We start from the raw sequence: 24,447 nt of genomic DNA on the forward strand, positions 1-24,447 counted from the left end.
ACGTCTGCGCGCCGGAATCTTGCCAGCTTAAGTAGTGCAGAATTGTCGCATGCGAAGTTTGCTGGTTTGGGTCCTGCTGGGTCTTTCATCACCGTCATGGGCCGCGCACGGCTATGCGCTCTGGGGAGATCTCAAGTACCCCGCGGGGTTTTCCCACTTCGACTATGTCAACCCGGCAGCACCCAAAGGCGGGGACCTGCGCCTGGTCAGCAACCTGCGTTACTCAACCTTCGACAAATACAACCCCTTCACGATCAAAGGCTCGGCGCCGGCCTATTTGTCGAGCTTCATGTTCGACACGCTGCTGACGGGGGCGATGGACGAAACCGCCTCAGGCTACGGGCTGCTGGCCGAAGACGTCGAGGTGTCGGCTGACGGGCTCACGGCCACCTTCCGCCTGCGCAAGGAAGCGCGCTTTCACAACGGCGACCCGGTGCTGGCGGCCGACGTCAAATACAGTTTTGACACCCTGATGGGCCCGCATACCTCGCCGTCCTACAAGACCGTGTTCGAAGACGTCGCAGCCTGCGAGGTGGTGGACGAGCGGACGGTGCGCTTTCGTTTCAGGAAGCCGAACCGCGAACTGCCGTTGAAAGTGGGCGGCATGGCGGTGTTCAGCCGCAAGTGGGGCATGGACGCCACCGGTAAGGCCAAGCCCTTCAATGAGGTCGTGACCGACATCCCCATTGGCAGCGGGCCTTACCGCATCGGCCCGGTGATCTTCGGCAAAGACATCAGCTATGTACGCGACAAGACCTACTGGGGTGAGAAGCTCAATGTGCGGGTAGGCACCGAGAATTTCGACACCGTCACCGTCAAGATTTACAAGGACAACACTGCCAGGCTTGAGGCGCTCAAGGCCGGCGAGTTCGACATCATGCGGTTCTTCTCGGCCGGCGACTGGGCGCGGCGCCTGACGGGCAAACGTTTTGACAACGGTGAACTCGTCAAGGGGGAATTCAAGCACAGCCTGCCCACGGGTTTCCAGAGCTATGTGCTCAATACCCGGCGTGAAAAGCTCAAGGACCCGCGCGTGCGGGAAGCTCTGGGACTGGCGATCGACTACGAGTGGATGAACCGCCAGTTGTTTTACAACGCCTACCAGCGCGTGACCGGCTTGTTCGGAAACACCGATTGCCAGGCCACCGGACTGCCGAAGCCCGAAGAGCTGGCTTTGATGGAACCCTGGCGCAAGGACATCCCCACAGCGGCATTCGGCACCATGTACGTGCCGGCGCGTACTGACGGCGACTCCTCGCTGCGCGCCAATTTGCGCCGTGCCCAGGTGCTCCTGAAGGAAGCCGGCTGGGAGGTTCGGGACGGCAAGCTGCGCAACGCCAAAGGCGAGGCTATGGTGCTGGAATACCTGGATAGCAACGAGGGCGGTGTGCGCACGATTTCGCCCTGGATACGCGCCCTCGAAAAGCTCGGCATCCAGCTCAACTTCCGGCAGGTCGACTTCGCGCTCTACCAGCAGCGCCTCGATAAATTCGAGTTCGACATCATCTCCATCGCCTACGGTGGCACCAACAACCCGGGTCAGGAGTTCGCCGACATGTTCGGTAGCAAGGCCGCCGCCACTGAGGAGTCGGGTAACTTCAGCGGAGCCGCCAATCCCGCGATTGATGCCATGATCACCAAAATGACCAGCGCCAAAACCAAGGCCGAGTTGTTGCCCGCCTGCCGTGCATTGGAACGCATCGTGGCGCACAGCCACTACCTGCTGCCGGAATGGACGGCCGGCACCCATCGCGTGGTCTATAACGCACGCCGCCTTGCCATGCCGGGCCAGATGCCACCCTATGCGCCAGGCGAGACCTGGATCATCGATACCTGGTGGGCCAAGCAATGAATACCCCCGTCGAGCAAATTGAACACCCCCGTCGGACGCTCGCTTCGCGTAGCGCCTTCCCCCCTTGTAGGGGGCGGCGCTTGCGGCCTGGCGAAGCCAGTTCCGCTGCGCCTGCTGGATTTGAGAGGGGCTGATCGACCATGTTTGCCTACATTCTCAAACGCTGTCTTTTGATGATCCCGACTTTGTTCGGGGTGTTGCTGATCACCTTTGTGGTGACGCAGTTCGTGCCGGGCGGGCCGGTGGAGCAATACATGGCCGAGGCCAAGGCCGGCCCCAGCGGTGGAGGCGGCGCCGAGGGTGGCGGCCTGAGCTACCGGGGTGGGCAGGGCGTCGACCCGAAACGCGTCGAGCAGATCAAGGCGCTCTATGGTTTCGACAAGCCGGCGCCCGAGCGCTTTTACCTGATGCTCAAGCAGTTTTTGAGCTTTGACCTTGGCAGAAGCTTCTTCCACAACAAGGAGGTCTGGCAACTGGTCAAGGAAAAGCTCCCGGTTTCCATCAGCCTGGGTTTGTGGACCTTTTTCATCAGCTACCTGGTGGCTGTGCCACTGGGCGTCGCCAAGGCGGTGCGTGCCGGCTCGCGTTTCGATTTCGTCACAACATTGCTGGTGCTGACCGGCTATGCCATTCCCGGCTTTGTGCTGGGTGTCGCGCTGCTGGTGATCTTCGGCGGCCAGTTGCAGTGGTTTCCGTTGCGCGGCCTGACCTCGCCCAATTGGGAGACTTTGAGCTGGGGTGCGCGCATCACCGATTACCTCTGGCATATCACCTTGCCGGTCACGGCCATGGTGCTGGGCAGCTTCGCAGTTACGGCCATGCTGACCAAGAACTCCTTCCTGGAGGAAATCCGCAAGCAATACGTGCTGACGGCCCGCGCCAAGGGCCTGGGTGAGCGCCAGGTGCTGTGGAAGCATATTTTCCGCAATGCGCTGATCCCCCTCATCACCGGCTTCCCGGCGGCCTTTATCAGCTCGTTCTACACCGGTGCGCTGCTGATCGAAACCCTGTTCTCGCTGGATGGCATGGGGCTGCTCAGCTATGAAAGCATCATCCGGCGCGACTACCCGGTGGTGTTGGGCACGCTCTACTTATTTACCTTGATCGGCTTGTTCACCAAGCTGATTTCCGATTTGTCTTATGTCTGGGTGGATCCGCGTGTACGGTTCGATTAACCCCCCTGAAGCCACCTCCGGCGGCCTTCCCCCCGAGGGGACGCCTCCTGCGGACGGGCAAAGCCCGGTCCGCGGCGACGCTGTACAAGAAAAGTACGTTTCCAACTCGCCCGCGCGGCGTGCGTGGAGGCGGTTCCGGCGCAACAAGCTGGGGTTTTACAGCCTGGTGGTGTTTTGCACGCTGGTGGTGCTGAGCCTGTTTGCCGAGCTGGTGTCGAACGACCGGCCGCTGCTGGTGCGTTATGAAGGCGGTTATTACTTCCCCATGGTGAAGGACTACAGCGAAAAAACCTTTGGCGGTGATTTCGACACGACCACGGATTACCTCGATCCTTATATTCAGGAACGGCTGGCGCGTGGCAGCAACTTCGCGCTGTACACGCTCAACCCCTATGGGCCCAACACACTCAATTATTTTGCGAAAGAGCCCAACCCCTCGAAGCCGACGCGCGCCAACCTGCTGGGCACCGACGACCGGGGCCGCGACCTGCTCGCCCAGCTGATTTACGGCTTTCGGGTCAGCGTATTGTTTGCGCTGGCGCTGACGGTCACCGGTGTGCTGCTCGGCATGCTGACGGGGGCGCTACAGGGCTATTTCGGTGGCAAGACCGATTTGTTGTTCCAGCGTTTCATCGAAATCTGGGGCTCCGTGCCGGAGCTCTATCTGCTGATCATCTTCAGCGCCGTTTTCGCGCCCAGTGTGGCGCTGTTGCTGATCCTGCTCAGCCTGTTCGGATGGATGGGGTTGTCAGACTATGTGCGCGCCGAGTTCCTGCGCAACCGGCAGATGGACTACGTGCGCGCCGCGCGTGCGCTGGGCGTCGGTAACCTGAGCATCATCTGGCGCCACATCCTGCCCAACAGCCTGACGCCTGTGGTGACTTTCCTGCCGTTTCGCATGAGCGGCGCGATTCTGGCGCTGACTTCGCTGGACTTCCTGGGGCTGGGGGTGCCGCCGGGCACGCCTTCGCTCGGTGAATTGCTGTCGCAAGGCAAGAACAGCATCGATGCGTGGTGGATATCGCTGTCTACCTTCGCGGTGCTGGTGATCACGCTGCTGCTCCTCACTTTCATGGGCGACGCCTTGCGCGATGCCCTGGATCCCAGGAAGGCCGACTGATGACACCACCGCTCCTTGATGTCAAAAACCTGCAGATTTCATTCGCAGGAAAATCCGTTGTCCACGGCATCGATTTTTCCATCGCACCTGGCGAAAAGCTTGCGCTGGTGGGCGAATCGGGTTCGGGCAAGACGGTGACGGCGCTGAGCCTGCTACGGCTGGCGCAAAACGCCGTGGTCGGTGGCAAGGCTGTTTTTACCGGCATCGATGCGGCAGATCGGGCTGCCAGCGGTGCGCCGCCCAGGGCGCCCGTGGATTTGCTGTCCTTGCCGGAACAGTCCTTGCGGGGGATTCGCGGCCGTGACATCGCCATGATCTTTCAGGAGCCCATGACAGCACTGAACCCCCTGTTCAGCGTTGGCAACCAGATTGCCGAAGTTCTTCAGCTAAAACAGGGTTTGACCCCCGCAGAATGTGCGCAAGAAGCTATCAAATTGCTAGCAGATACGGGCATCACCGAGCCTGAGAGACGCGCAAACTCTTTCCCGCACCAGCTTTCGGGCGGCCAGCGGCAGCGGGCCATGATTGCCATGGCGCTGGCTTGCCAGCCCAGATTGCTGCTGGCCGACGAACCCACCACGGCGCTGGACGTCACCCTGCGCGGCCAGATCCTGGACCTGCTCGGCGAGCTGCAGCAGCGCAACGGCATGGCGGTGCTGATGATCACCCACGACCTGAACCTCGTGCGCAAGTTTGCCGACCGCGTGGCGGTGATGGAAAACGGCCACATCGTGGAGCAGGGCGCCGTGGCGGAGGTTTTCGCCCGGCCCCAGCACCCCTACACGCGCAAACTGATCGACAGCAAGCCCCAGCGGGACGGGCTGGCGGCCGGCACCGGCGCGCAAGCGGGCGCGGCGCCGGCCATGCGCGCGGAAAGCCTGCGTGTGGGGTATCCGGTCTCCATTCCAGGCATACGCGGATGGTTTAAAAAAGCCGAATTTGTGGCGGTCAAAGACGCCAGCTTTCATATCCCCCCGGGCAAAACGCTGGGCGTGATCGGTGAGTCGGGATCCGGAAAATCCACCCTGGCGCTGGCCAGCCTGGGCTTGCTGCCTTTTTCAGGGCAGCTGCAGGCGGCGGGCCAGGCCTGGAGCCGGGATGCGGCACGCAACAAAGCCATCCGCCGCGCCGTTCAGGTGGTGTTTCAGGACCCGTTTTCTTCCCTGTCACCCCGCATGACCGTTGAAGCCATTGTGGAGGAGGGCCTGACGGTGCATGAGCCCAAGCTGGCTCCGGCCGGGCGGCGCGAACGGGCGCTGCAGGCCTTGGCCGATGTCGGTATGACCGAGGCCCAGTTTCCGGGTTTGCTACAACGCTATCCACACGAATTTTCAGGCGGGCAGCGCCAGCGGCTGGCCATTGCGCGCGCGCTGATCGTCAACCCCAGCCTGCTGGTACTGGATGAGCCCACCAGCGCGCTGGACGTGACCATCCAGAAACAGGTGCTGGGACTGCTGCAAAGATTGCAGCGCGAGCGTGGCCTGAGTTATTTGCTGATCACGCATGACGTCGACGTGATCCGCGCCATGGCCCACGAGGTCATGGTGATGAAGGACGGCGACGTGCTGGAGTCAGGCTCACTGAGCGAAGTGCTGGATACGCCGCGGCATCCATATACACGGGTTCTGGTCACTGCGGCTTGAACGTTGTGCATCTCCACGGCCCGGTAGAGATCACAAAAAATCTTCATAAATTACTTTAACTAAATTAAAAACCCATATGATTTAATTGATTTTATTGGATTCATAAATCTTTTTCAAGGAAGCGTGAGGAGGAGGTGTCATTTGGACTTTCACGCAGCGATGCATCCGTTTTCACTCTGCTTCTTTCTAGTGGTGACGCCGGAATGGTTAACCGAAAGGAATGTGCCCTAGCCCGCCCATCAGGCCTGTTCCAATGAGCAGGGCGGGGGCGTAACCAGAAGGATTTACATCGGCGATGCAGGCGTTCTCTAGTGCGTCAGGCACGGAAATTGTTTGCATCGAAGAGCGCAGCACGTTACAATAAGAGCTTCACGACCAAATGGGCGGGTTTTCACCGCCCATTTTTTTTGGGCGTTTGTTTTTGAACATACGGATTTAGAGCGGGTTTAAGAGACTGAATGGCATTGCAAGAGACGATTGAGCAAACTGTGACAGGGCTGGGCTACGAGCTGGTCGAGATCGAACGCACCGGCGGTGGTTTGCTGCGCGTCACGATCGACATGCCCTACGTCAAGGGTGCCGAACAGTTCATCAATGCCGAGGACTGCGAAAAAGTCACCCGCCAGCTCCAGTTTGTCCTGGAAGTCGAAGGCGCCGAATATGCGCGGCTGGAAGTCAGTTCCCCCGGCATCGACAGGCCCTTGCGCAACGAAAAAGATTTTGAGCGTTTTGCCGGTGAGTTGATCGACATCACCCTCAAGGCTCCCATTGGCGTGGCTGCCAGCGCCGGTTCTACCGTCGCGGCCAGCCGCAAGAAGTTTCGCGGCACGCTCGAGCGTGTCGTGGCCGCGGACGGCGTGGCAGGCTGGCAGATCGTGTGGAGCGACGAGCCGGCCGTCAAACCCGGCCAGAAGGTCAGTAAGAAGAAGGTTCCCGCACCGCTGCAGGCGTTGGGTTTTACCCTCGATGAGATTCAACAGGCGCGCCTCGCGCCCGTGGTTGATTTCAAGGGGCGTAAACCCAAAATAACGCCTGGTGCCGAGCCCTCCGCAGAGAATTAATTTCAAGAAATGAAGAAAGGCAGGCTTGTGAAATGAATCGCGAACTGTTGATGTTGGTTGATGCCATCTCGCGTGAAAAGAATGTGGAACGTGACGTCGTTTTTGGCGCCGTCGAGCTCGCGCTCGCCTCGGCCACCAAGAAGGTCTACGAAGGCGAAGTGGACATCCGCGTAGCCGTCGACCGTGACAGCGGCAATTACGAAACCTTCCGCCGCTGGCTGGTGGTGCCTGACGAAGCCGGCTTGCAGAACCCTGAAGCCGAAGAGCTGGTCAGCGACGCACGCGACGAAATCGCCGACATCGAAGAAGGCGACTACATCGAAAAGCCGGTGGAAAGCCTGCCGATCGGCCGTATTGGCGCGCAAGCGGCCAAGCAGGTCATTCTGCAGAAAATCCGCGACGCCGAGCGCGAAATGCTTCTCAACGACTTCATGTCGCGCGGCGACAAGATTTTTGTCGGCACCGTCAAACGCATGGACAAGGGCGACATCATCGTCGAATCCGGCCGTGTGGAAGGCCGCCTGCGCCGTTCCGACATGATCCCGAAGGAAAATCTGCGCTCCGGCGACCGCGTTCGCGCCATGATCATGGAAGTGGACACGACCTTGCGCGGCGCGCCCATCATCCTCTCGCGCACCGCGCCCGAGTACATGATCGAGCTGTTCCGCCAGGAAGTCCCTGAAATCGAACAAGGCCTGCTGGAGATCAAATCCTGCGCCCGTGACCCCGGTTCCCGCGCCAAGATCGCCGTGCTGTCGCATGACAAGCGTGTCGACCCGATCGGCACCTGCGTCGGCGTTCGCGGCACCCGCGTCAACGGCGTGACCAACGAACTCGCCGGCGAGCGCGTGGACATCGTGCTGTGGAGCGAAGACCCGGCCCAGTTCGTGATTGGTGCATTGGCCCCGGCCAACGTGTCGTCCATCGTGGTCGACGAAGAGCGTCACGCCATGGATGTCGTCGTCGACGAAGAAAACCTGGCGATTTCGATCGGCCGCGGCGGCCAGAACGTGCGCCTTGCCGCCGAGCTGACCGGCTGGAAGATCAACATCATGACGGCCGATGAGTCTGCGCAAAAGCAGGCCACCGAGACCGATTCCAGCCGCAAGCTGTTCATGGAAAAGCTCGACGTGGACGAGGAAATCGCCGACATCCTGATCTCCGAAGGCTTCACCAGTCTCGAAGAAGTGGCCTATGTGCCGCTGCAGGAAATGCTGGAGATCGAGTCCTTCGACGAAGACACCGTCAATGAGCTGCGCACGCGCGCCAAAGATGCGCTCTTGACGATGGAAATCGCCAAGGAAGAAAATGCCGAAGGCGTGTCGCAGAACCTGCGCGACGTCGAAGGCCTCACGCCAGAGCTGATCGCCAAACTGACAGAAGCGGGTATCCATACCCGCGACGACCTGGCCGATCTGGCCGTGGACGAACTTACCGATATCACCGGCCAGTCTTCGGACGAAGCCAAAGCCCTGATCATGACCGCACGCGCCCATTGGTTTACCGATGAACCCGCTGCCGCTGACACCCCTGCACCTGCAGCGGCCCAAGAGCAATGATCATGGAGGCCAGCAGGAAAAAAACATATGTCCAGTACCACTACCGTCGCTGAATTCGCAGCTGAACTCAATAAATCTCCCGCCACCCTGATCGAGCAATTGACCAGCGCGGGTGTCGCCAAGGCGCAAGCCAGCGACCCCTTGTCCGAAGCGGACAAGCAGAAGCTTCTCGGCTATCTGCAGGCCAGCCATGGCACCGTCACGGCCGAGCGCAAGAAGATCACCCTGGTGAAAAAATCCACCAGCGAGATCAAGCAGGCCGATGCCACCGGCAAGGCACGCACCATCCAGGTGGAAGTGCGTAAAAAGCGTACCTTTATCAAGCGTGACGACGGCTCCGACCAGCCTGCGGAAGAAGTGCAGCCTGAAGTGGCCGCTCCGCCGGCACCTCCCGTCATTGACGATGCCGAGCTGATTCGCCGCGAAGAAGAAGCCAGCCGCCACGCAGAACTGCTGCGCCGCCAGGAGCAGGAGCTTGCTGAAAAACGCCGTCTTCGCGAAGAGCAGGACGCCAAGGATGCTGCGCGCGAGCAGGAGCGCCTGGCCGCCGAGCAAACCGCCCAGGCGGCCGCCGCGGCTGCCGAGGCTGTGGTCAAAAAGGCCAAGCCGGCCGGAAAAGCCAAGGACGCTGCACCGGTAACGGCCGAAGCCACCAAGGCCGCTGAAACCGCTGCGGCCGTACAGGCCACGAAGGCTGCCGATGCCGCGGCTGCCGCTGCAACTGCCAAGGCCAAAGCCACCGCCGAATTCCAGGCCGACGCGGCGAAGGCGCAAGAGCTCCAGGACCGCCGCCGCAAGGCTGAAGCAGAAGCTGCCGGCATTCGCGCCATGATGTCCGCGCCCAAGCGCGTTCTGGTGCCCCACGTCGATCCCAAAGCCGCCATCAAGGGCACGCTGCACAAGCCGGCCGGCGCGCCGGGTGCCGCGGCCAAACCGGGTGCGCCGGCCGCTGCGGGTGCCCCTGGTGCCGCTGGCAAGAAGGAAGTCAAGTCGGAGAACCTGTCTTCGACATGGAAGGACGACGCCGCCAAGAAGAAGGGCATTCCAAGCCGTGGCGCACCCGTTGTGCCCGGCCGTGGCAATTTCCGTGGCGGCCCGCGTGGCCGCCGCAATGACCGTGAAGCACGTCCGGAATCCACCTTCGTGGCGCCGACCGAATTCAAGGTCATTGAAGTGCACGTGCCTGAGACGATCACCGTGGCCGAACTCGCGCACAAGATGAGCGTGAAGTCATCGGAAGTGATCAAGCACCTGATGAAGCTTGGCCAGATGGTCACCATCAACCAGCCGCTGGACCAGGACACCGCCATGATTGTGGTGGAAGAAATGGGCCACAAGGCCGTGACGGCTTCGCTGGACGACCCGGAAGCCTTTGCCGACGAAGACGTGCAAGGCCAGCAGGCCGAGTTGTTGCCGCGTGCGCCGGTTGTGACGGTCATGGGTCACGTCGACCATGGCAAGACCTCACTGCTCGATTACATCCGCCGCGCCAAAGTGGCCTCCGGCGAAGCGGGCGGCATCACCCAGCACATTGGTGCCTATCACGTGGAAACCCCGCGCGGCATGGTGTCCTTCCTGGATACCCCGGGCCACGAGGCGTTTACCGCCATGCGTGCCCGCGGCGCCCAGGCGACCGACATCGTGATTCTGGTGGTGGCGGCCGACGACGGCGTGATGCCGCAGACCAAGGAAGCCATCAAGCATGCCAAGGCGGCCGGTGTTCCCATCGTGGTGGCGATCAACAAGATCGACAAGCCTGGTATCAACATGGAGCGCGTCAAGGGCGAGCTGGTCACCGAAGAAGTGATTCCCGAAGAGTTCGGCGGCGACGTTCCGTTTGTCGGCGTCTCTGCCCATACCGGCGCCGGTGTCGATGCCTTGCTCGAACAGGTGCTGCTGCAGGCAGAAGTGCTTGAACTCAAGGCGCCGGTGGATGCACTGGCCAAGGGCCTGGTGATCGAAGCCCGCCTCGACAAGGGCCGTGGCCCCGTGGCGACCGTGCTGATTCAGGCGGGAACGCTGAAAGCCGGCGACGTGGTGCTGGCCGGTTCGACCTATGGCCGCGTGCGCGCCATGCTGGACGAAAACGGCAAGCCGATCAAAACGGCAGGCCCGTCGATTCCCGTGGAAATTCAGGGTCTGACGGAAGTGCCGCAAGCCGGTGATGAATTCATGGTCATGCTCGACGAGCGCCGTGCCCGTGAGATCTCCACCTACCGTGCCGGCAAGTTCCGCAATACCAAGCTGGCCAAGCAACAGGCCGCCAAGCTGGAGAACATGTTCTCCGATATCGGCGCCGGCGAAGTCAAGATGTTGCCCATCATCATCAAGGCCGATGTGCAAGGCTCGCAGGAAGCGCTGGCCCAGTCGCTGCTGAAGCTTTCGACCGAAGAGGTCAAGGTCCAGCTCGTGTACTCCGGTGTCGGCGGCATTTCCGAGTCCGACGTCAACCTGGCGATCGCCTCCAAGGCCGTGGTGATCGGGTTCAACACCCGCGCCGATGCCCAGGCCCGCAAGCAGGCCGAAAACAACGGCGTGGACATTCGCTACTACAACATCATTTATGACGCTGTGGACGAACTTCGCGCCGCGATGTCGGGCATGCTGACACCGGACAAGAAGGAAGAAGTCATCGGCAATGCCGAGATTCGCCAGGTGTTCAAGGTCAGCAAGATCGGCTCGATCGCCGGCTGTATGGTCACCGCCGGGGTGGTTCGCCGCACCGCGCGCCTGCGCCTTCTGCGCGAGAACGTGGTCGTCTTCACGGGCGAACTCGACTCGCTCAAGCGCTTCAAGGACGACGCCAAGGAAGTCAAGGAAGGCTTCGAGTGCGGTTTGAACATCAAGAACTACAACGATATCCAGGTTGGCGACATTCTGGAATTCTTTGAAATCAGGGAAGTGGCGCGGACACTGGAAGTCTGATCCCGGCTGGCCGGCAGCCCCTGGCTGCCAGCCTTTCCGCAGACCTCACCATTTTTTTGACATGCGTAAAAAATCTTCCACCCCGAATCGCGGTTTTCGCGTCGCCGATCAGATCCAGCGCGATCTGACGGAGCTGATCGCGCGCGAACTCAAAGACCCCCGGGTCGGGATGGTGACCGTGCAGGCCGTCGAGGTGACGGCCGACTATGCGCATGCGAAAGTGTTTTTCAGTGTGCTTGTCGGTGACCCGAAAGAGTGCGAAGAAGCGCTCAACCAGGCCGCCGGTTTCCTTCGCAATGGCCTCTTCAAGCGGTTGATGACGCACACCGTGCCGACGCTGCATTTCCACTTCGACCGCACGACCGAACGTGCGGCCGACATGAACGCCTTGATTGCCAAGGCGGTTTCCTCCCGCGCGCAAGACGACTGAGTTCGCGCCGTTCCCCTTGATGACAGGTTCAGGGACAACGGTGCCAACGACGCGCCCGGGCCAGCCCGTGCGTTGAGCCTGTCGGAAACTATGACGCAAACTTCTTCCATCCCTTCGAAGGGCCAGAAAATCCAGCGACGTCCCGTGCACGGCGTGCTGCTGCTCGACAAGCCGCTGGGCCTGTCGAGCAATCAGGCCTTGCAGAAGGCCAAATGGCTGCTGCGCGCCGACAAGGCCGGTCACACAGGCACGCTCGATCCGTTGGCCACCGGCGTGTTGCCGTTGTGTTTTGGCGCGGCCACCAAGTTCAGCCAGATCCAGCTCGACGCCGACAAGACGTACGAAGCGGTGCTGCTGCTGGGCCAGAAAACCACCACGGCCGACGCCGAAGGCGACGTGATTGAGACCCGGCCCGTGCCCGAAATCACGCCGGCCTTGCTGGAGTCACTGACGGAACGTTTCACTGGCCCGCAAGCACAGGTTCCGCCCATGTACTCGGCGCTCAAGAAAGACGGCAAAGCGCTGTATGAGTACGCCCGCAAGGGGCAAGAGGTGGAGCGGGAAGCGCGCAACATCACGATTTTCAAGCTGAATATGGCTGCAACCCAGGACAGTCGTGCGCAAGCAGCTATCAAAATCATAGTGACCTGCAGCAAGGGAACGTACATCCGCACGCTCGGTGAAGACATTGGCGAAGCCATTGGCTGCGGCGCGCATCTCGGATCGCTCAGGCGGCTGGAGACCGGCGGCTACACGGCGCAGCAGTGCGTGACTTTGCCTGCCCTGGAAGCCATGACCGAGCCCGAGCGCGAAGCCTGCCTGCTGCCGGCGCAGTCGCTGGTGTCGGCGTACCCGTCTGTCACATTGGACGCCGACAATGCAGGGCGGTTTTTAAGTGGTTTGCGCCGCCGGGGCGAACCCGGGCAGTGGGGCGCCGATGCGCCGCTGGTGCAGGTCTATGGCACCGAGCCGCCGGCGTTCCTGGGCTCGGCCCATGTCACGGCCGACGAATTGATTCCGCAGCGTTTGCTGAGCCCGATTGAAATACAGGACATTTTGCAAGCCGCCAGAACGCCGGCTGAACGCTCCACACCCGATTTCGCTGCCGCGCCCACAGGCGTTGCGGCTTCTTCTTTCCAACATTAACCCCGTACCGTTTCGAGTCTTCCTGAAAGCCAACCATGAGCCATAACCAAATCCGCAATATCGCCATCATCGCCCACGTTGACCATGGCAAAACCACCATGGTTGACCAGCTGCTGCGTCAGTCCGGCACCTTCGCCGAGCACGAAAAAGTGGTCGACACCGTGATGGACAACAACGCCATCGAAAAAGAACGCGGCATCACCATCCTGGCCAAGAACTGCGCCGTGACCTGGGAAGGCACGCACATCAACATCGTCGACACCCCGGGCCACGCCGACTTCGGCGGTGAAGTGGAGCGCGCGCTGTCCATGGTCGACGGCGTGGTGCTGCTGATCGATGCGCAGGAAGGCCCCATGCCCCAGACGCGCTTCGTGACCAAGAAGGCACTTGCCCTGGGCCTCAAGCCCATCGTGGTGGTCAACAAGGTCGACAAGCCGGGCGCCAACCCCGACAAGGTCATCAACGCCGCTTTCGACCTGTTCGACAAGCTGGGCGCCACCGACGAGCAGCTCGATTTCCCCGTGGTGTACGCCTCCGGCATCAACGGCTGGTCGTCACTCGAAGAAGGCCCGCCGAACGAGCAGTGGGGCCCCGACATGTCGGCGCTCTTCAATACCATCCTCAAGCATGTGCCTGCGCAAAAGGGCGACCCCGCTGCGCCGCTGCAATTGCAGATTTCCGCTCTCGATTTCTCGACCTTCGTCGGCCGCATCGGCGTCGGCCGTATCAGCCAGGGCACGATCAGGCCCATGATGGATGTGGTGGTCATGGAAGGCCCGGACGGCAAGGCCGTCAAAGGCCGCGTCAACCAGGTGCTGACATTCCAGGGCCTGGAACGCGTGCAGGCCACGGAAGCCGGCCCCGGCGAGATCGTGTTGATCAATGGCCTGACCGACATCGGTATCGGCGTGACGATCACCGACCCGACCAACCCCGCGCCGCTGCCCATGCTCAAGGTCGATGAACCGACTCTGACCATGAATTTCTGCGTCAACACCAGCCCTCTGGCCGGCCGCGAAGGCAAGTACGTCACCAGCCGCCAGATCTGGGACCGCCTGCAAAAAGAACTGCAGCACAACGTGGCCCTGCGCGTCAGCGAGACCGACGAAGAAGGCATCTTTGAAGTCATGGGCCGCGGCGAGTTGCACCTGACCATCCTGCTGGAAAACATGCGCCGCGAAGGCTTCGAAATGGCGGTGTCCAAGCCGCGCGTCGTGATGAAGGACGTCAACGGTGAAAAGCACGAGCCTATTGAGCTGGTCACGGCCGACATCGAAGATCAGCACCAGGGTGGCGTGATGCAGGCACTGGGCGAGCGCAAGGGCGAACTGGTGAACATGGAGCCGGACGGCCGAGGCCGTGTGCGCCTTGAGTACCGCATCCCGGCGCGTGGCCTGATCGGCTTTACCAACGAGTTCCTGAACCTGACGCGTGGTTCCGGCCTGATCTCCAACATCTTCGACAGCTACGAAGCGCACAAGGGCGAAATCGGCGGCCGTAAAAACGGTGTGCTGATCTCGATGGACGACGGTGAGATCTTCACCTACGCCCTGGGCAAGCTGGACGACCGCGGCCGCATGTTTGTGCGTGCCAATGACCCGGTGTATGAAGGCATGATCGTCGGCATCCACAGCCGCGACAACGACCTGGTGGTGAACGCCACGCGTACCAAGCAGCTGACCAACTTCCGCGTCAGCGGCAAGGAAGACGCGATCAAGATCACGCCGCCTATCGAACTCACGCTCGAATACGGCGTTGAGTTCATCGAGGACGACGAGCTGGTTGAAATCACGCCCAAGTCGGTTCGCCTGCGCAAGCGCCACCTCAAAGAGAGCGATCGCAAGCGCGCAGGCAGGTCTTAATGAGCCCCCACGCTTTTCACTTCGTGTAATGCGCTGCCCCCCGAGGTGGCCGCTGCGCCTGCGGTCCGGCAAAGCCGGTCCCGCGGCCCCTGCTGGAATGGGACAGGGACCCACCGGGTTGCGGGGTGAATCGCTGGAAACCAGGCCGCTGTGTGTGCAAGCTCCAGCGGCCTTTTTAACTTTTTTGTGTACGCATAGCCGCCTGAATTGATAACCAGCCTATGAAACTCACGCATTCCAAAGCTGTTTTTTTGATGATCTTCGTGACCATGATGTGGTCGATTGCGGGTGTGGTCACGCGTCACCTCGAATCGGCCCGCAGTTTTGAAGTCACGTTCTGGCGCAGCTTTTTCACCGTGGTCTCTTTGCTGGTGATCTTGCCGCTGTGGCAGGGCAGGGCGGTGTTCACCAAAATCCGCAACGGCGGCTCGGCACTCTGGATTTCCGGCTTTTGCTGGAGCGTGATGTTCACGGCTTTCATGGTGGCGCTGACGCTCACCACGGTGGCCAATGTGCTGGTGACGATGGCGGTCAGCCCCTTCATCACGGCTTTGCTGGCGCGCGCGTTTATCGGTCACCGCATTCCCGGCCGCACCTGGCTGGCCATTGCCATGGCGGGCGCCGGTATTGCGTGGATGTACGGCGGGCAGATGGACCTTTCCAGTCACCTGGGCGGCACGCTGGTAGCCCTGATGGTGCCGCTGGCGAGCGCCAGCAACTGGACGGTGGTGCAGCACAGCCGTGCCCACGGCAAGAACATCGACCTGGTGCCTGCCGTGCTGGTGGGGGCGGTGATCTCATCGTTGGCCACCTTGCCCTTGTCGTTCCCGTTTTCCGCCACGCCACATGACGTCGGCCTGCTGGCCTTGCTGGGCCTGGTTCAGTTGGCCATCCCGTGCGTGCTGTCGGTGATGTGCGCCGGCGTTCTCAAGGCGCCGGAAGTCGCCCTGCTGGCGCTGCTGGAAGTGATTTTTGGTATTTTGCTGGCCTGGTTCGGCGCGGGTGAGGTGCCCGGCGCGAGCGTGCTGACAGGCGGCGCGCTGGTTATAGGTGCGCTGGTGGTCAATGAACTGGTCGGATGGAGGCAGCGGGCATGAATACTGTCAGTGGAAACGATGTGCTGGTCGAGCGTCGCGGCAGCGCCGGGCTCATCACCCTGAAACGCCCCAAGGCGCTCAATGCGTTGTCGCTGGCCATGATTCGGGATCTGTCCGCCGCCTTGCTGGACTGGCGCGACGACCCTGAGGTTCATGTGGTGGCGATACGCGGCACCAACAAAAAGGGCCAGCCCGGCACGCCCGAGAGCCTCTTCGGCGGTTTTTGCGCGGGCGGCGACATCCGCTTTTTCCATCAGGCGGTGTTCGCGGGCGATTCCGCGCTGGAGGACTTCTTCACCGAGGAATACGCGCTCAACCACTTGATCCACAACTATCCCAAGCCCTACATCGCCTTTATGGACGGCGTGGTCATGGGCGGCGGTATGGGAATCAGCCAGGGCGCCAAGGTGCGCGTCGTCACCGAGCACACCAAAATGGCCATGCCGGAAACAAACATCGGCCTGTTTCCGGACGTCGGCGGTGGCTACTTCCTGAGCCGCTGCCCGGGCCACGCCGGCGAGTACCTGGCACTCACGGGTGACGTGATCGGTGCAGATGAAGCCATCGGCTACGGTCTGGCGGACGTCAAGCTGGAAGCCGCCCGCCTGCCGGCACTTTGGGATGCCCTGGGCGGCCGGGCTTTCGCATCAGCCGCTGGGGCTAAGCAGTGGATTGCTACTGAATTGATAGCTGGTAGCGCCCGTCCTGTTTCGGTTAGCGGCCATCTTGATGCCTATTTTTCACTGGCACGGGTCAAACACATCGTGGATGCGCTGGAAGCTTCAACCGACCCTTGGGCGCTGAAGACCGCCGCCACGCTGCGCAAACGTTCACCGCTGATGCTGCATGTGACACTGGAGCAAATCCGCCGCGCCCGCACCATGACATTGGCCGACGACCTGCGCATGGAGCGCGACATGGTGTACCAATGCTTTCACCTGCGTCCCGGCGCAGCCAGCGAAACGGTAGAAGGCATACGCGCGCTGGCCGTTGACAAGGACTACAAGCCGCAGTGGATGCCCGCGCGCATCGAAGACGTGAAGCCGGAAATGACCCAGGCTTTTTTCGCCAGCCCCTGGACGGCGGACGAACACCCGCTGCGCGGGCTCTGAGTCGTTTGCTCAGGGACGGGCGACGCGCCAGGCATTCATGACGTTGTCGCCGGTCTTGTCCCCGGGCTTGGCGTCCTTGACCCAGTAGTACAGCGGCTTGCCCTTTATCGCCCACTGCCGGCTGCCATCATCACGGGTGATGATGGTGTAGTCGCCCAGCGGCTGGGCTGTCGCAGTGGGCACCAGGGGCGGCCAGTTGGCCGCGCATTGGCTATTACAGACCGACTTGCCGCTACCGGCGGTGTCGCGGTCGAAGGTGTAAAGCGTCATGCCGTTGGGCCCGACCAGCACGCCATCGGCGACGGTGGCGGGATGTTTTGATGTCGTGGAGGCGCAGCCGCCCAGCAGGGCGGCGGTCAACAAGGCGGTCGTCAGGAATTTCATGGAAAAGCTCCGGTGAATAACAGCGGATGGCTGCACAAGCATAAACACCGGCAGACCCGGGCTTACTCGAAACATACTTCCACGATTCCCGGAGAAGGGCAAGCGGCGGACGCCGCGTTTTGGAGCAAGCCCTAGCGGTTGCGGGACTTCATCGCGCGCTCGACCTCGCGCTTGCCTTCACGGTCCTTGATGGTGTCGCGCTTGTCGTGCTCACCCTTGCCCTTGGCCAGGCCGATCTCGCATTTCACCTTGCCGGCTTTCCAGTGCATGTTCAGCGGCACCAGCGTGAAACCTTTTTGCTCGACCTTTCCGATCAGGCGGCGGATCTCTTCCTTGTGCATCAACAGCTTCTTGGTGCGCACCGAGTCGGGACGCACATGAGTGGACGCCGTGCCCAGCGGGTTGATCTGGCAGCCGATGATGAAGAGTTCGCCGTTGCGAATAACGACATAGCCGTCGGTAAGCTGGACCTTGCCTTCGCGCAGGGACTTCACTTCCCAGCCTTCAAGCACCATGCCCGCCTCAAAGCGCTCTTCAATCTGGTAATTGAAAAGCGCCTTTTTATTGTCGGCAATGCGCACGGCGGCCGCCGCTGCCTTGGGTGAGAGATTGGCAGAGGGCGTTGCGGCCGTTTTTTTGGAGGAGGATGCTTCTTTGGTGGCCATGGATAAAAGGTAAGGGCGAAATCTGAAAAGTACAGTGCCCGCGAAGTGGCTAATACAATTGCGCCCAGCCCTCGATTGTATGAAAACCGTTCACAAGTCCGTTTTAATCTGGTACAGCGCCGCCGAAATGTTTGGGCTGGTCACTGATGTCGCCAGGTATCCCGAGTTTCTCCCATGGTGTGACCAGGCCGCTGTGCTGGAGGAAGACGCGCGCGGCATGACAGCGAAGGTCGGCATCTCGCTGGCCGGGCTGACGCAAAGCTTCACCACCCGCAACACACACGAAAAAAACCGGAAGGTCAGCCTGAAACTGGTCGACGGCCCGTTTTCAAAGCTCGACGGCCACTGGGATTTCACGCCTGTCGGCAAGGCCGATGAAAGAGCCTGCAAGGTGGATTTCACGCTGCGTTATGACTTTGACAATGCCGCGCTGGCGGCGCTGGTCGGTCCCGTCTTCGAAAAAATAGCGGGAAGCCTGGTGGATGCCTTTGTCAAAAGGGCTGAAGACGTTTATGGCGAAGCCTGAGGGCGGCGCGCCGCTCAAAGTCACCTTGGTCTATTCAGCGGCGCCGCGGCAGGTTCGCGAGTGGGTGCTGGAGCTGGCGGCGGGCACAACGGTGGCGCAGGCGCTTGCTGCGGCCGGGCTTTTTGATGAATTCCCGGAGTTGCGGCAGGGCGGCCACCCGGTCGTCGGTATCTGGGGACGTAAAACCACCCTGGGGCATGCGCTGCATGACCATGACAGGATTGAGGTCTACCGCGGTCTTCGGGTGGATCCGAAGGTTGCGCGCCGCGAACGTTTCAGCCGGCAGGGCGCCAAAAGCGCCGGGCTGTTCGCTAAAAAAAGAGCGTGGGCGAAAGCCGGATATTAGCCGTGGCCGCCAGCGATGTTTGGCGAACATCGCAGAAGCTGCTTGTTATTTGCAGCTGCTATCAATGGCTTCCTGGACGCGCTTGACTTCGGCTGCGCGCTTCGTATCGTCCATAGCTTCCCGTTCACCTTTGCCATTGACGGCAGTGATGCGTACGCCCGATTGCAATGTCGCCATGTTGCGCTTTGCATTGTCACAATTTTCGGCCTTGGCTTTGGCTATTTTCTCTTCCTCGGCCTTCTTCTTGGCGGCTTCTTCTGTCTCAGCCTGCTTCTTCTTGGCCTCAAGGTCCTTGTCCTTGCCGGACAACAGCTTGGGCGCACTGGCTTTACCGGCGGGCGCAGACGCTGCCGGGGCAGCCGGATCGGCTGCACTTGGGGCGGGATCAGGGGCCGCTGCCGTTCGCGCCATGCCACCCGGTCGCTTCAGGATGTTTTTTTCCAGGATTTCGGCGGGCGGCGAACGGTCGCTGTAGACCTTGCGGCCATCTTTGTCGATCCACTGCCATTGGGCGAACGCTGTCAGCGAAAATGACCCGCAGGCGAGCGCCAGCAGGAGGGGGCGAAAAACGGATTTGAAGTGCATTTCACCAGTGTAGCGCCGTGCCGTCCGGTTTTCTTGCGGCTGAAGGGTAAAGCGGCTTTTTTACAACCACTTGGCACACAGGGGCGAAGGCCGTGAAGGGATGCTAGGGGTAAGTACCGACGGCGTGTGACGACAAGGGTACAATCGTGTTTTTGGAGCCATCCCTATGCGCCTACTCGGCAAAGCGCTCACCTTCGACGACGTATTGTTGGTGCCAGCGTTCTCCCAGGTCCTGCCCAAGGACACTTCACTTTCCACCCAGTTCTCCCGAAATATCCGCCTGAATCTGCCGCTTGTGTCGGCAGCGATGGATACGGTCACCGAAGCCCGGCTTGCCATTGCCATTGCGCAGGAAGGCGGCATAGGCATTGTTCACAAAAACCTGACGCCCCAGCAGCAGGCCGCCGAGGTTGCAAAGGTCAAGCGCTACGAGAGCGGTGTGCTGCGCGATCCGGTGGTCATCACCCCCACGCATACTGTGCGCCAGGTCATGGCACTCAGCGAGCAACTCGGCATTTCCGGCTTTCCCGTGATTGATGGGGGCAAGGTCGTCGGCATCGTCACGGGGCGCGACATGCGCTTCGAATCCCGCATGGATGTGCCGGTCAGCACCATCATGACACCGCGCGAGCGCCTGATCACCATTTCTGAAACCGCTTCATTGGCCGACGCCAAGGCCTTGTTGAACAAACACCGCCTCGAGCGTGTGCTGCTGATCAACGACGATTTCGAGCTCAAGGGCCTGATCACCGTCAAGGACATCACCAAACAGACCACCTTTCCGAATGCCGCGCGTGACTTGCACGGCAAGCTGCGCGTGGGTGCCGCTGTCGGGGTGGGTGAGGGTACCGAAGAACGCGTCGAGGCGCTGGTCAAAGCCGGCGTCGACGCCATTGTGGTGGACACCGCCCACGGCCACAGCAAAGGCGTGCTCGACCGGGTCCGCTGGGTCAAGCAGAACTACCCCAAAGTTGATGTGATTGGCGGCAACATCGCCACCGGCGCTGCGGCGCTGGCACTGGTGGAAGCCGGCGCCGACGGCGTCAAGGTCGGCATCGGCCCCGGCAGCATCTGCACCACCCGCATCGTTGCGGGTGTGGGCGTGCCGCAGATCATGGCCATCGACAACGTCGCCACGGCTTTGCGCGGCACCGGCGTTCCGTTGATCGGAGACGGCGGCATCCGCTACAGCGGCGATATCGCCAAGGCCATCGCGGCGGGCGCCAACACGGTGATGATGGGTGGCATGTTCGCCGGCACCGAAGAAGCGCCGGGTGAAGTGATCCTGTTCCAGGGCCGCAGCTACAAGAGCTACCGCGGCATGGGCAGCATTGGCGCCATGCAGCAAGGCAGCGCAGACCGTTATTTCCAGGAGTCCAGCACCGGCAACCCGAACGCCGACAAGCTGGTCCCCGAAGGCATTGAAGGCCGCGTGCCCTACAAGGGCTCCATGGTCGCCATCGTGTTCCAGATGGCCGGCGGTCTGCGGGCCAGCATGGGCTACTGCGGTTGCCCCACCATCGAGGACATGCGAGACAAGGCCGAGTTCGTGGAGATCACCTCCGCCGGCATCCGCGAAAGCCATGTCCACGACGTGCAGATTACCAAGGAAGCGCCGAACTACCGGGCTGATTAGGGCCCCCACGCTTGTCACTTCGTGTACTGCGCTGCCCCCCAAGGGGGCTAATTTTCCTAGGGGCGGCCCGTCGGAAAATTGATTCTTCTTTTAAGGCCGTTGGCAGCGACTGATTAATTCAATGCAGCACCAGAAAATACTCATTCTTGATTTCGGCTCCCAGGTCACCCAGCTGATCGCCCGCCGCGTGCGCGACGCCCATGTATTTTGCGAAGTTCATCCCTGTGACGTCAGCGACGACTGGGTCCGCGAATACGCCAAAGACGGCACGCTCAAGGGCATCATCCTGTCCGGCAGCCACGCCAGCATCTACGAAGAAACCACCGACAAGGCGCCGCAAGCGGTGTTTGAATTGGGCTTGCCGGTGCTGGGCATCTGCTACGGCATGCAGGCCATGGCGCACCAGCTGGGCGGCAAGGTCGAAGGCGGCCACAAACGCGAGTTTGGCTCCGCCGACGTGCGGGCCCGCGGCCACACCGCCCTGCTCAAGGATATCGCCGACTACACCACGCCCGAAGGCCAGGGCATGCTCGACGTCTGGATGAGCCACGGCGACAAGGTCACCGAAATGCCGCCGGGCTTCAAGCTCATGGCCTCGACCGATTCCTGCCCCATCGCCGGCATGGCCGATGAAGACCGCCGTTTTTACGCGGTGCAATTTCACCCCGAAGTCACGCACACCAAGCAGGGCAACGCCATCCTCAAACGCTTCGTGCTGGGCATTTGCGGCACCCGCCAGGACTGGGTCATGGGCGATTACATCAGCGAGGCGGTCGAGAAAATCCGCGCGCAAGTGGGTGACGAGGAAGTCATCCTGGGCCTTTCCGGTGGTGTTGACTCCTCAGTGGCTGCGGCGCTGATCCACCGCGCTATCGGCGACCAACTGACCTGCGTGTTCGTCGATCACGGCCTGCTTCGCCTGAACGAGGGCGACATGGTCATGGAGATGTTTGTCGGCAAGCTGCACGCCAACGTGATCCGTGTCGATGCAAGCGACCAGTTCCTCGGCCACCTGGCAGGCGTCAGCGAACCCGAAGCCAAGCGCAAGATTATCGGCCGCGAGTTCGTTGAGGTGTTCAAGGCCGAAGCGGCCCGGCTCAAGGCCGGCACCGGCGGCCACAAGGGCGCCAAATGGCTGGCCCAGGGCACGATTTACCCCGACGTGATCGAATCCGGCGGCGCCAAAAGCAAAAAAGCCGTCACCATCAAGAGCCATCACAACGTCGGCGGTCTGCCTGAGCAATTGGGTCTCAAGCTTCTCGAGCCTTTGCGCGAGTTGTTCAAGGATGAAGTCCGCGAACTGGGCGTCGCTCTCGGGTTGCCGCACGACATGGTGTACCGCCATCCATTTCCCGGCCCCGGCCTGGGCGTGCGCATCCTGGGCGAAGTCAAGAAGGAGTATGCAGACCTCTTGCGCCGTGCCGATGCGATCTTCATCGAAGAGCTGCGCAACTTCAAGGATGCCGCGACGGGTAAAACCTGGTACGACCTCACCAGCCAGGCTTTCACTGTGTTTTTGCCGGTGAAAAGCGTGGGCGTGATGGGCGACGGCCGGACTTACGACTACGTGGTGGCCCTGCGCGCGGTGCAAACCAGCGACTTCATGACGGCCGACTGGGCCGAGCTGCCTTACGCGCTGCTCAAAAAGGTCTCGGGCCGCATCATTAATGAAGTGCGCGGCATCAACCGCGTGACCTACGACGTGAGCAGCAAGCCGCCGGCTACGATTGAGTGGGAATGAGGAGCTGAGACCCATGTCCGGGCAATCCGCATTACCCGGCTTTGATGACACGCCGGCGCCGACGGACCGGCTGTTTTTCGCGCTCTTTCCTGATGCTGAGACCGCCGAGCGTATTGCGCAGTGTGCCCGGCAATTGCAGACAGAACACGGCCTGCATGGTGCACCGCTGAAAACCGGGCGCTTTCACATCACGCTCCACCATCTGGGCGATTACGCGGGCCTGCCCCAAGGCGTTGTCGATATGGCGGGCCAAGCTGCCGCTGCGGTCAAATCGCAGCCGTTCTCTGTCACCTTTGACCGGGCCGCAAGTTTCTCCAGTTCTCCGCGCAACCGGCCTTTTGTCCTGCGCGGTGACGCTGGCCTTGCCGACCTGATGGCGTTCCAGCGGGCGCTGGGCATTGAGATGACCAAGGCCGGGCTGGGGCGCTGGGCGAAACCGGCCTACACGCCCCATGTCACTTTGCTCTATGACGACCGCGCGGTGGCCGAACAAGTGGTCGAGCCCATCATCTGGACGGCCGGCGAGTTTATCCTTGTGCGCAGCCTGATCGGCCAGACGCTGCACGTTCCACTGGCCCGCTGGCCATTGCGCCCCTGAGCCCGCGGTAACAGATTCCGGGGAAATTTCCGGCTGATCAAGCCGCCGCCAAATCCGTTTTTTGGCCTATGCTTCAGCCCATGTACATGCCGCCCCAATTCAAAGGCGACCGCGCAAAGGCTGCGGCGCTGATCCAGGAACACCCCTTTGCCAGCTTGATCAGTGTCGATGACGCTGGTCTTCCGTATGTCACGCATTTGCCCTTGCATCTGGAAGATCGCGGCGATCAGCTGGTGCTGCTGGGTCATGTGGCCAAGCCCAATGCGCACTGGCGCTACCTGCAGGCACGACCGCAGGCCGTGGCCACCTTTCTCGGGCCTCATGCCTACCTGTCGCCCAAGGTCTACCCGGATCTGGCGCGGGTGCCGACCTGGAACTACCTGGCCGTGCATTGCACCGTGCAGGCCACGCTGATCGAAGATCCCCTGGCAAAAGACCGCCTGCTTAAAAAGCTGATTGGCGACCATGAGCCACCTTACGCCGAGCAATGGCGTGGCCTGGGCGAAGAGTTTGCCCACAAAATGCTGGCCGGCATTGTGGCCTTTGAATTGCAGGTGACCGATCTGCAATGCAAGGTCAAGATCAACCAGCACAGGCCCGAGTCCCACGCAGCGATGAAGGCCATTTACGCGGCCGGCAATGAAAACGAGCGCGGCCTGGCCAACTGGATGGCCCGCCTGGGCATGGCCGGCACAAGCAACACGTCAACGGAGGCCTGAAATGCGCGCCATGTTCAGCATCGTGAGCTTGTTGGTCGTGTTGGCCATCGTGGGGTTCCTGGTCAAGAAGCAGCTGGGCAGCCAACTGGCCGGCCCACCGGCGGCCGGCGTGCCTGCAGTCTCTGGCGGCGCCACGCCGCAAGAACAAAGCCGGCAAGTGCAGCAGCAGGTCAAACAGTCCGTGGAAAGCCTGATGCAGCAGCCCCGGCCGTCGCAGGACGAAAAATAATTCAAGAAGAAAAAGGCTGTAGCCCTTTCAAGACGA

At 61.4% G+C, this 24,447-nt stretch carries 22 protein-coding genes; 19 read left to right on the forward strand and 3 right to left on the reverse strand.

Going from position 1 to position 24,447, the window contains the following annotated elements:
• The first annotated feature begins 49 nt into the window (after positions 1-49).
• From AC1DY9_RS19040 to AC1DY9_RS19095, 12 genes are all read left to right on the forward strand, one after another.
• Positions 50-1,852, forward strand: a complete 1,803-nt coding sequence (locus AC1DY9_RS19040) for an extracellular solute-binding protein (protein WP_477667339.1) — start codon at positions 50-52, stop codon at positions 1,850-1,852.
• A 140-nt stretch (positions 1,853-1,992) separates the two neighbouring features.
• The gene (locus AC1DY9_RS19045; RefSeq protein WP_457282760.1) at positions 1,993-3,027 is read left to right on the forward strand and encodes a microcin C ABC transporter permease YejB; all 1,035 of its coding nucleotides are present in this window, start codon (positions 1,993-1,995) and stop codon (positions 3,025-3,027) included.
• Positions 2,993-4,147: an ABC transporter permease gene (locus tag AC1DY9_RS19050; RefSeq protein ID WP_477667340.1), complete on the forward strand. Its 1,155-nt coding sequence runs from the start codon at positions 2,993-2,995 to the stop codon at positions 4,145-4,147. Before AC1DY9_RS19045 ends, AC1DY9_RS19050 begins: the two co-directional genes overlap by 35 nt.
• The gene (locus tag AC1DY9_RS19055) at positions 4,147-5,790 is read left to right on the forward strand and encodes an ABC transporter ATP-binding protein (RefSeq protein WP_457282762.1); all 1,644 of its coding nucleotides are present in this window, start codon (positions 4,147-4,149) and stop codon (positions 5,788-5,790) included. The genes AC1DY9_RS19050 and AC1DY9_RS19055 overlap by 1 nt, the downstream gene beginning before the upstream one ends.
• A gap of 458 nt (positions 5,791-6,248) precedes the next feature.
• Positions 6,249-6,851 carry a ribosome maturation factor RimP gene (gene rimP / locus AC1DY9_RS19060; protein WP_457282763.1) on the forward strand — a complete coding sequence of 201 codons (603 nt, stop codon included), beginning with the start codon at positions 6,249-6,251 and terminating at the stop codon, positions 6,849-6,851.
• 32 nt (positions 6,852-6,883) lie between these two features.
• A complete protein-coding gene (nusA, locus tag AC1DY9_RS19065) occupies positions 6,884-8,410 on the forward strand; it encodes a transcription termination factor NusA (RefSeq protein ID WP_457282764.1) in 1,527 nt (508 codons plus the stop codon).
• Between the two features lie 27 nt (positions 8,411-8,437).
• Positions 8,438-11,335: a translation initiation factor IF-2 gene (gene infB, locus AC1DY9_RS19070; RefSeq protein ID WP_477649399.1), complete on the forward strand. Its 2,898-nt coding sequence runs from the start codon at positions 8,438-8,440 to the stop codon at positions 11,333-11,335.
• 61 nt (positions 11,336-11,396) lie between these two features.
• Positions 11,397-11,765, forward strand: a complete 369-nt coding sequence (rbfA, locus tag AC1DY9_RS19075) for a 30S ribosome-binding factor RbfA (protein WP_457282766.1) — start codon at positions 11,397-11,399, stop codon at positions 11,763-11,765.
• A 90-nt stretch (positions 11,766-11,855) separates the two neighbouring features.
• On the forward strand, positions 11,856-12,911 hold the full coding sequence (gene truB / locus AC1DY9_RS19080; protein ID WP_477667341.1) for a tRNA pseudouridine(55) synthase TruB: 1,056 nt from the start codon (positions 11,856-11,858) through the stop codon (positions 12,909-12,911).
• Between the two features lie 35 nt (positions 12,912-12,946).
• On the forward strand, positions 12,947-14,773 hold the full coding sequence (gene typA, locus AC1DY9_RS19085; RefSeq protein WP_457282768.1) for a translational GTPase TypA: 1,827 nt from the start codon (positions 12,947-12,949) through the stop codon (positions 14,771-14,773).
• Between the two features lie 221 nt (positions 14,774-14,994).
• Positions 14,995-15,870 (forward strand): DMT family transporter, encoded by an 876-nt coding sequence (locus tag AC1DY9_RS19090; RefSeq protein ID WP_477667342.1) that lies wholly within the window; start codon positions 14,995-14,997, stop codon positions 15,868-15,870.
• On the forward strand, positions 15,867-16,982 hold the full coding sequence (locus AC1DY9_RS19095) for an enoyl-CoA hydratase/isomerase family protein (RefSeq protein WP_477667343.1): 1,116 nt from the start codon (positions 15,867-15,869) through the stop codon (positions 16,980-16,982). Before AC1DY9_RS19090 ends, AC1DY9_RS19095 begins: the two co-directional genes overlap by 4 nt.
• A gap of 9 nt (positions 16,983-16,991) precedes the next feature.
• On the opposite strand, the gene AC1DY9_RS19100 is transcribed toward AC1DY9_RS19095, so the two are convergent.
• Complete coding sequence (locus tag AC1DY9_RS19100) at positions 16,992-17,366, reverse strand: COG4315 family predicted lipoprotein (protein ID WP_457282771.1); 375 nt, start codon at positions 17,364-17,366, stop codon at positions 16,992-16,994.
• Between the two features lie 131 nt (positions 17,367-17,497).
• Positions 17,498-18,031, reverse strand: a complete 534-nt coding sequence (gene smpB, locus AC1DY9_RS19105; RefSeq protein WP_457282772.1) for an SsrA-binding protein SmpB — start codon at positions 18,029-18,031, stop codon at positions 17,498-17,500.
• A 79-nt stretch (positions 18,032-18,110) separates the two neighbouring features.
• Here smpB and AC1DY9_RS19110 point away from each other — a divergent pair, with 79 nt between their 5' ends.
• Together AC1DY9_RS19110 and AC1DY9_RS19115 are read left to right on the forward strand one after the other, a co-directional pair.
• A complete protein-coding gene (locus AC1DY9_RS19110) occupies positions 18,111-18,557 on the forward strand; it encodes a type II toxin-antitoxin system RatA family toxin (protein ID WP_457282773.1) in 447 nt (148 codons plus the stop codon).
• Positions 18,544-18,903: an RnfH family protein gene (locus tag AC1DY9_RS19115; protein ID WP_477667344.1), complete on the forward strand. Its 360-nt coding sequence runs from the start codon at positions 18,544-18,546 to the stop codon at positions 18,901-18,903. The genes AC1DY9_RS19110 and AC1DY9_RS19115 overlap by 14 nt, the downstream gene beginning before the upstream one ends.
• Positions 18,904-18,948: 45 nt before the next feature.
• Here the strand turns inward: AC1DY9_RS19115 and AC1DY9_RS19120 are convergent, their stop codons facing one another.
• Positions 18,949-19,488 (reverse strand): DUF4124 domain-containing protein, encoded by a 540-nt coding sequence (locus AC1DY9_RS19120; protein ID WP_457282775.1) that lies wholly within the window; start codon positions 19,486-19,488, stop codon positions 18,949-18,951.
• Between the two features lie 166 nt (positions 19,489-19,654).
• Here AC1DY9_RS19120 and guaB point away from each other — a divergent pair, with 166 nt between their 5' ends.
• From guaB to AC1DY9_RS19145, 5 genes are all read left to right on the forward strand, one after another.
• The gene (gene guaB / locus AC1DY9_RS19125) at positions 19,655-21,124 is read left to right on the forward strand and encodes an IMP dehydrogenase (protein ID WP_477667345.1); all 1,470 of its coding nucleotides are present in this window, start codon (positions 19,655-19,657) and stop codon (positions 21,122-21,124) included.
• Between the two features lie 121 nt (positions 21,125-21,245).
• Entirely contained in the window at positions 21,246-22,865 is a 1,620-nt protein-coding gene (guaA, locus tag AC1DY9_RS19130) for a glutamine-hydrolyzing GMP synthase (RefSeq protein ID WP_457282777.1), read from the forward strand.
• A gap of 13 nt (positions 22,866-22,878) precedes the next feature.
• The gene (locus AC1DY9_RS19135) at positions 22,879-23,463 is read left to right on the forward strand and encodes a 2'-5' RNA ligase family protein (RefSeq protein ID WP_477667346.1); all 585 of its coding nucleotides are present in this window, start codon (positions 22,879-22,881) and stop codon (positions 23,461-23,463) included.
• Positions 23,464-23,543: 80 nt separating this feature from the next.
• Positions 23,544-24,182: an FMN-binding negative transcriptional regulator gene (locus AC1DY9_RS19140; protein WP_477667347.1), complete on the forward strand. Its 639-nt coding sequence runs from the start codon at positions 23,544-23,546 to the stop codon at positions 24,180-24,182.
• 1 nt (position 24,183) lies between these two features.
• Entirely contained in the window at positions 24,184-24,411 is a 228-nt protein-coding gene (locus tag AC1DY9_RS19145) for a hypothetical protein (protein ID WP_477667348.1), read from the forward strand.
• The last annotated feature ends 36 nt before the right edge of the window (positions 24,412-24,447 follow it).

It is taken from the genome of Polaromonas sp. P1_F6, assembly GCF_056405695.1.

Excerpts from the sequence above, each read along its gene's own strand:
- nusA (WP_457282764.1), top strand. The coding sequence starts at position 6,884 with ATGAATCGCGAACTGTTGATGTTGGTTGATGCCATCTCGCGTGAAAAG.
- truB (WP_477667341.1), top strand. The coding sequence starts at position 11,856 with ATGACGCAAACTTCTTCCATCCCTTCGAAGGGCCAGAAAATCCAGCGA.
- guaA (WP_457282777.1), top strand. The coding sequence starts at position 21,246 with ATGCAGCACCAGAAAATACTCATTCTTGATTTCGGCTCCCAGGTCACC.
- AC1DY9_RS19055 (WP_457282762.1), top strand. The coding sequence starts at position 4,147 with ATGACACCACCGCTCCTTGATGTCAAAAACCTGCAGATTTCATTCGCA.
- AC1DY9_RS19120 (WP_457282775.1), bottom strand. The coding sequence starts at position 19,488 with ATGCACTTCAAATCCGTTTTTCGCCCCCTCCTGCTGGCGCTCGCCTGC.
- AC1DY9_RS19040 (WP_477667339.1), top strand. The coding sequence starts at position 50 with ATGCGAAGTTTGCTGGTTTGGGTCCTGCTGGGTCTTTCATCACCGTCA.
- AC1DY9_RS19095 (WP_477667343.1), top strand. The coding sequence starts at position 15,867 with ATGAATACTGTCAGTGGAAACGATGTGCTGGTCGAGCGTCGCGGCAGC.
- typA (WP_457282768.1), top strand. The coding sequence starts at position 12,947 with ATGAGCCATAACCAAATCCGCAATATCGCCATCATCGCCCACGTTGAC.
- guaB (WP_477667345.1), top strand. The coding sequence starts at position 19,655 with ATGCGCCTACTCGGCAAAGCGCTCACCTTCGACGACGTATTGTTGGTG.
- AC1DY9_RS19135 (WP_477667346.1), top strand. The coding sequence starts at position 22,879 with ATGTCCGGGCAATCCGCATTACCCGGCTTTGATGACACGCCGGCGCCG.
- AC1DY9_RS19050 (WP_477667340.1), top strand. The coding sequence starts at position 2,993 with ATGTCTGGGTGGATCCGCGTGTACGGTTCGATTAACCCCCCTGAAGCC.
- AC1DY9_RS19115 (WP_477667344.1), top strand. The coding sequence starts at position 18,544 with ATGGCGAAGCCTGAGGGCGGCGCGCCGCTCAAAGTCACCTTGGTCTAT.
- AC1DY9_RS19145 (WP_477667348.1), top strand. The coding sequence starts at position 24,184 with ATGCGCGCCATGTTCAGCATCGTGAGCTTGTTGGTCGTGTTGGCCATC.
- AC1DY9_RS19140 (WP_477667347.1), top strand. The coding sequence starts at position 23,544 with ATGTACATGCCGCCCCAATTCAAAGGCGACCGCGCAAAGGCTGCGGCG.
- AC1DY9_RS19045 (WP_457282760.1), top strand. The coding sequence starts at position 1,993 with ATGTTTGCCTACATTCTCAAACGCTGTCTTTTGATGATCCCGACTTTG.
- rbfA (WP_457282766.1), top strand. The coding sequence starts at position 11,397 with ATGCGTAAAAAATCTTCCACCCCGAATCGCGGTTTTCGCGTCGCCGAT.
- smpB (WP_457282772.1), bottom strand. The coding sequence starts at position 18,031 with ATGGCCACCAAAGAAGCATCCTCCTCCAAAAAAACGGCCGCAACGCCC.
- infB (WP_477649399.1), top strand. The coding sequence starts at position 8,438 with ATGTCCAGTACCACTACCGTCGCTGAATTCGCAGCTGAACTCAATAAA.
- AC1DY9_RS19090 (WP_477667342.1), top strand. The coding sequence starts at position 14,995 with ATGAAACTCACGCATTCCAAAGCTGTTTTTTTGATGATCTTCGTGACC.
- AC1DY9_RS19110 (WP_457282773.1), top strand. The coding sequence starts at position 18,111 with ATGAAAACCGTTCACAAGTCCGTTTTAATCTGGTACAGCGCCGCCGAA.
- AC1DY9_RS19100 (WP_457282771.1), bottom strand. The coding sequence starts at position 17,366 with ATGAAATTCCTGACGACCGCCTTGTTGACCGCCGCCCTGCTGGGCGGC.
- rimP (WP_457282763.1), top strand. The coding sequence starts at position 6,249 with ATGGCATTGCAAGAGACGATTGAGCAAACTGTGACAGGGCTGGGCTAC.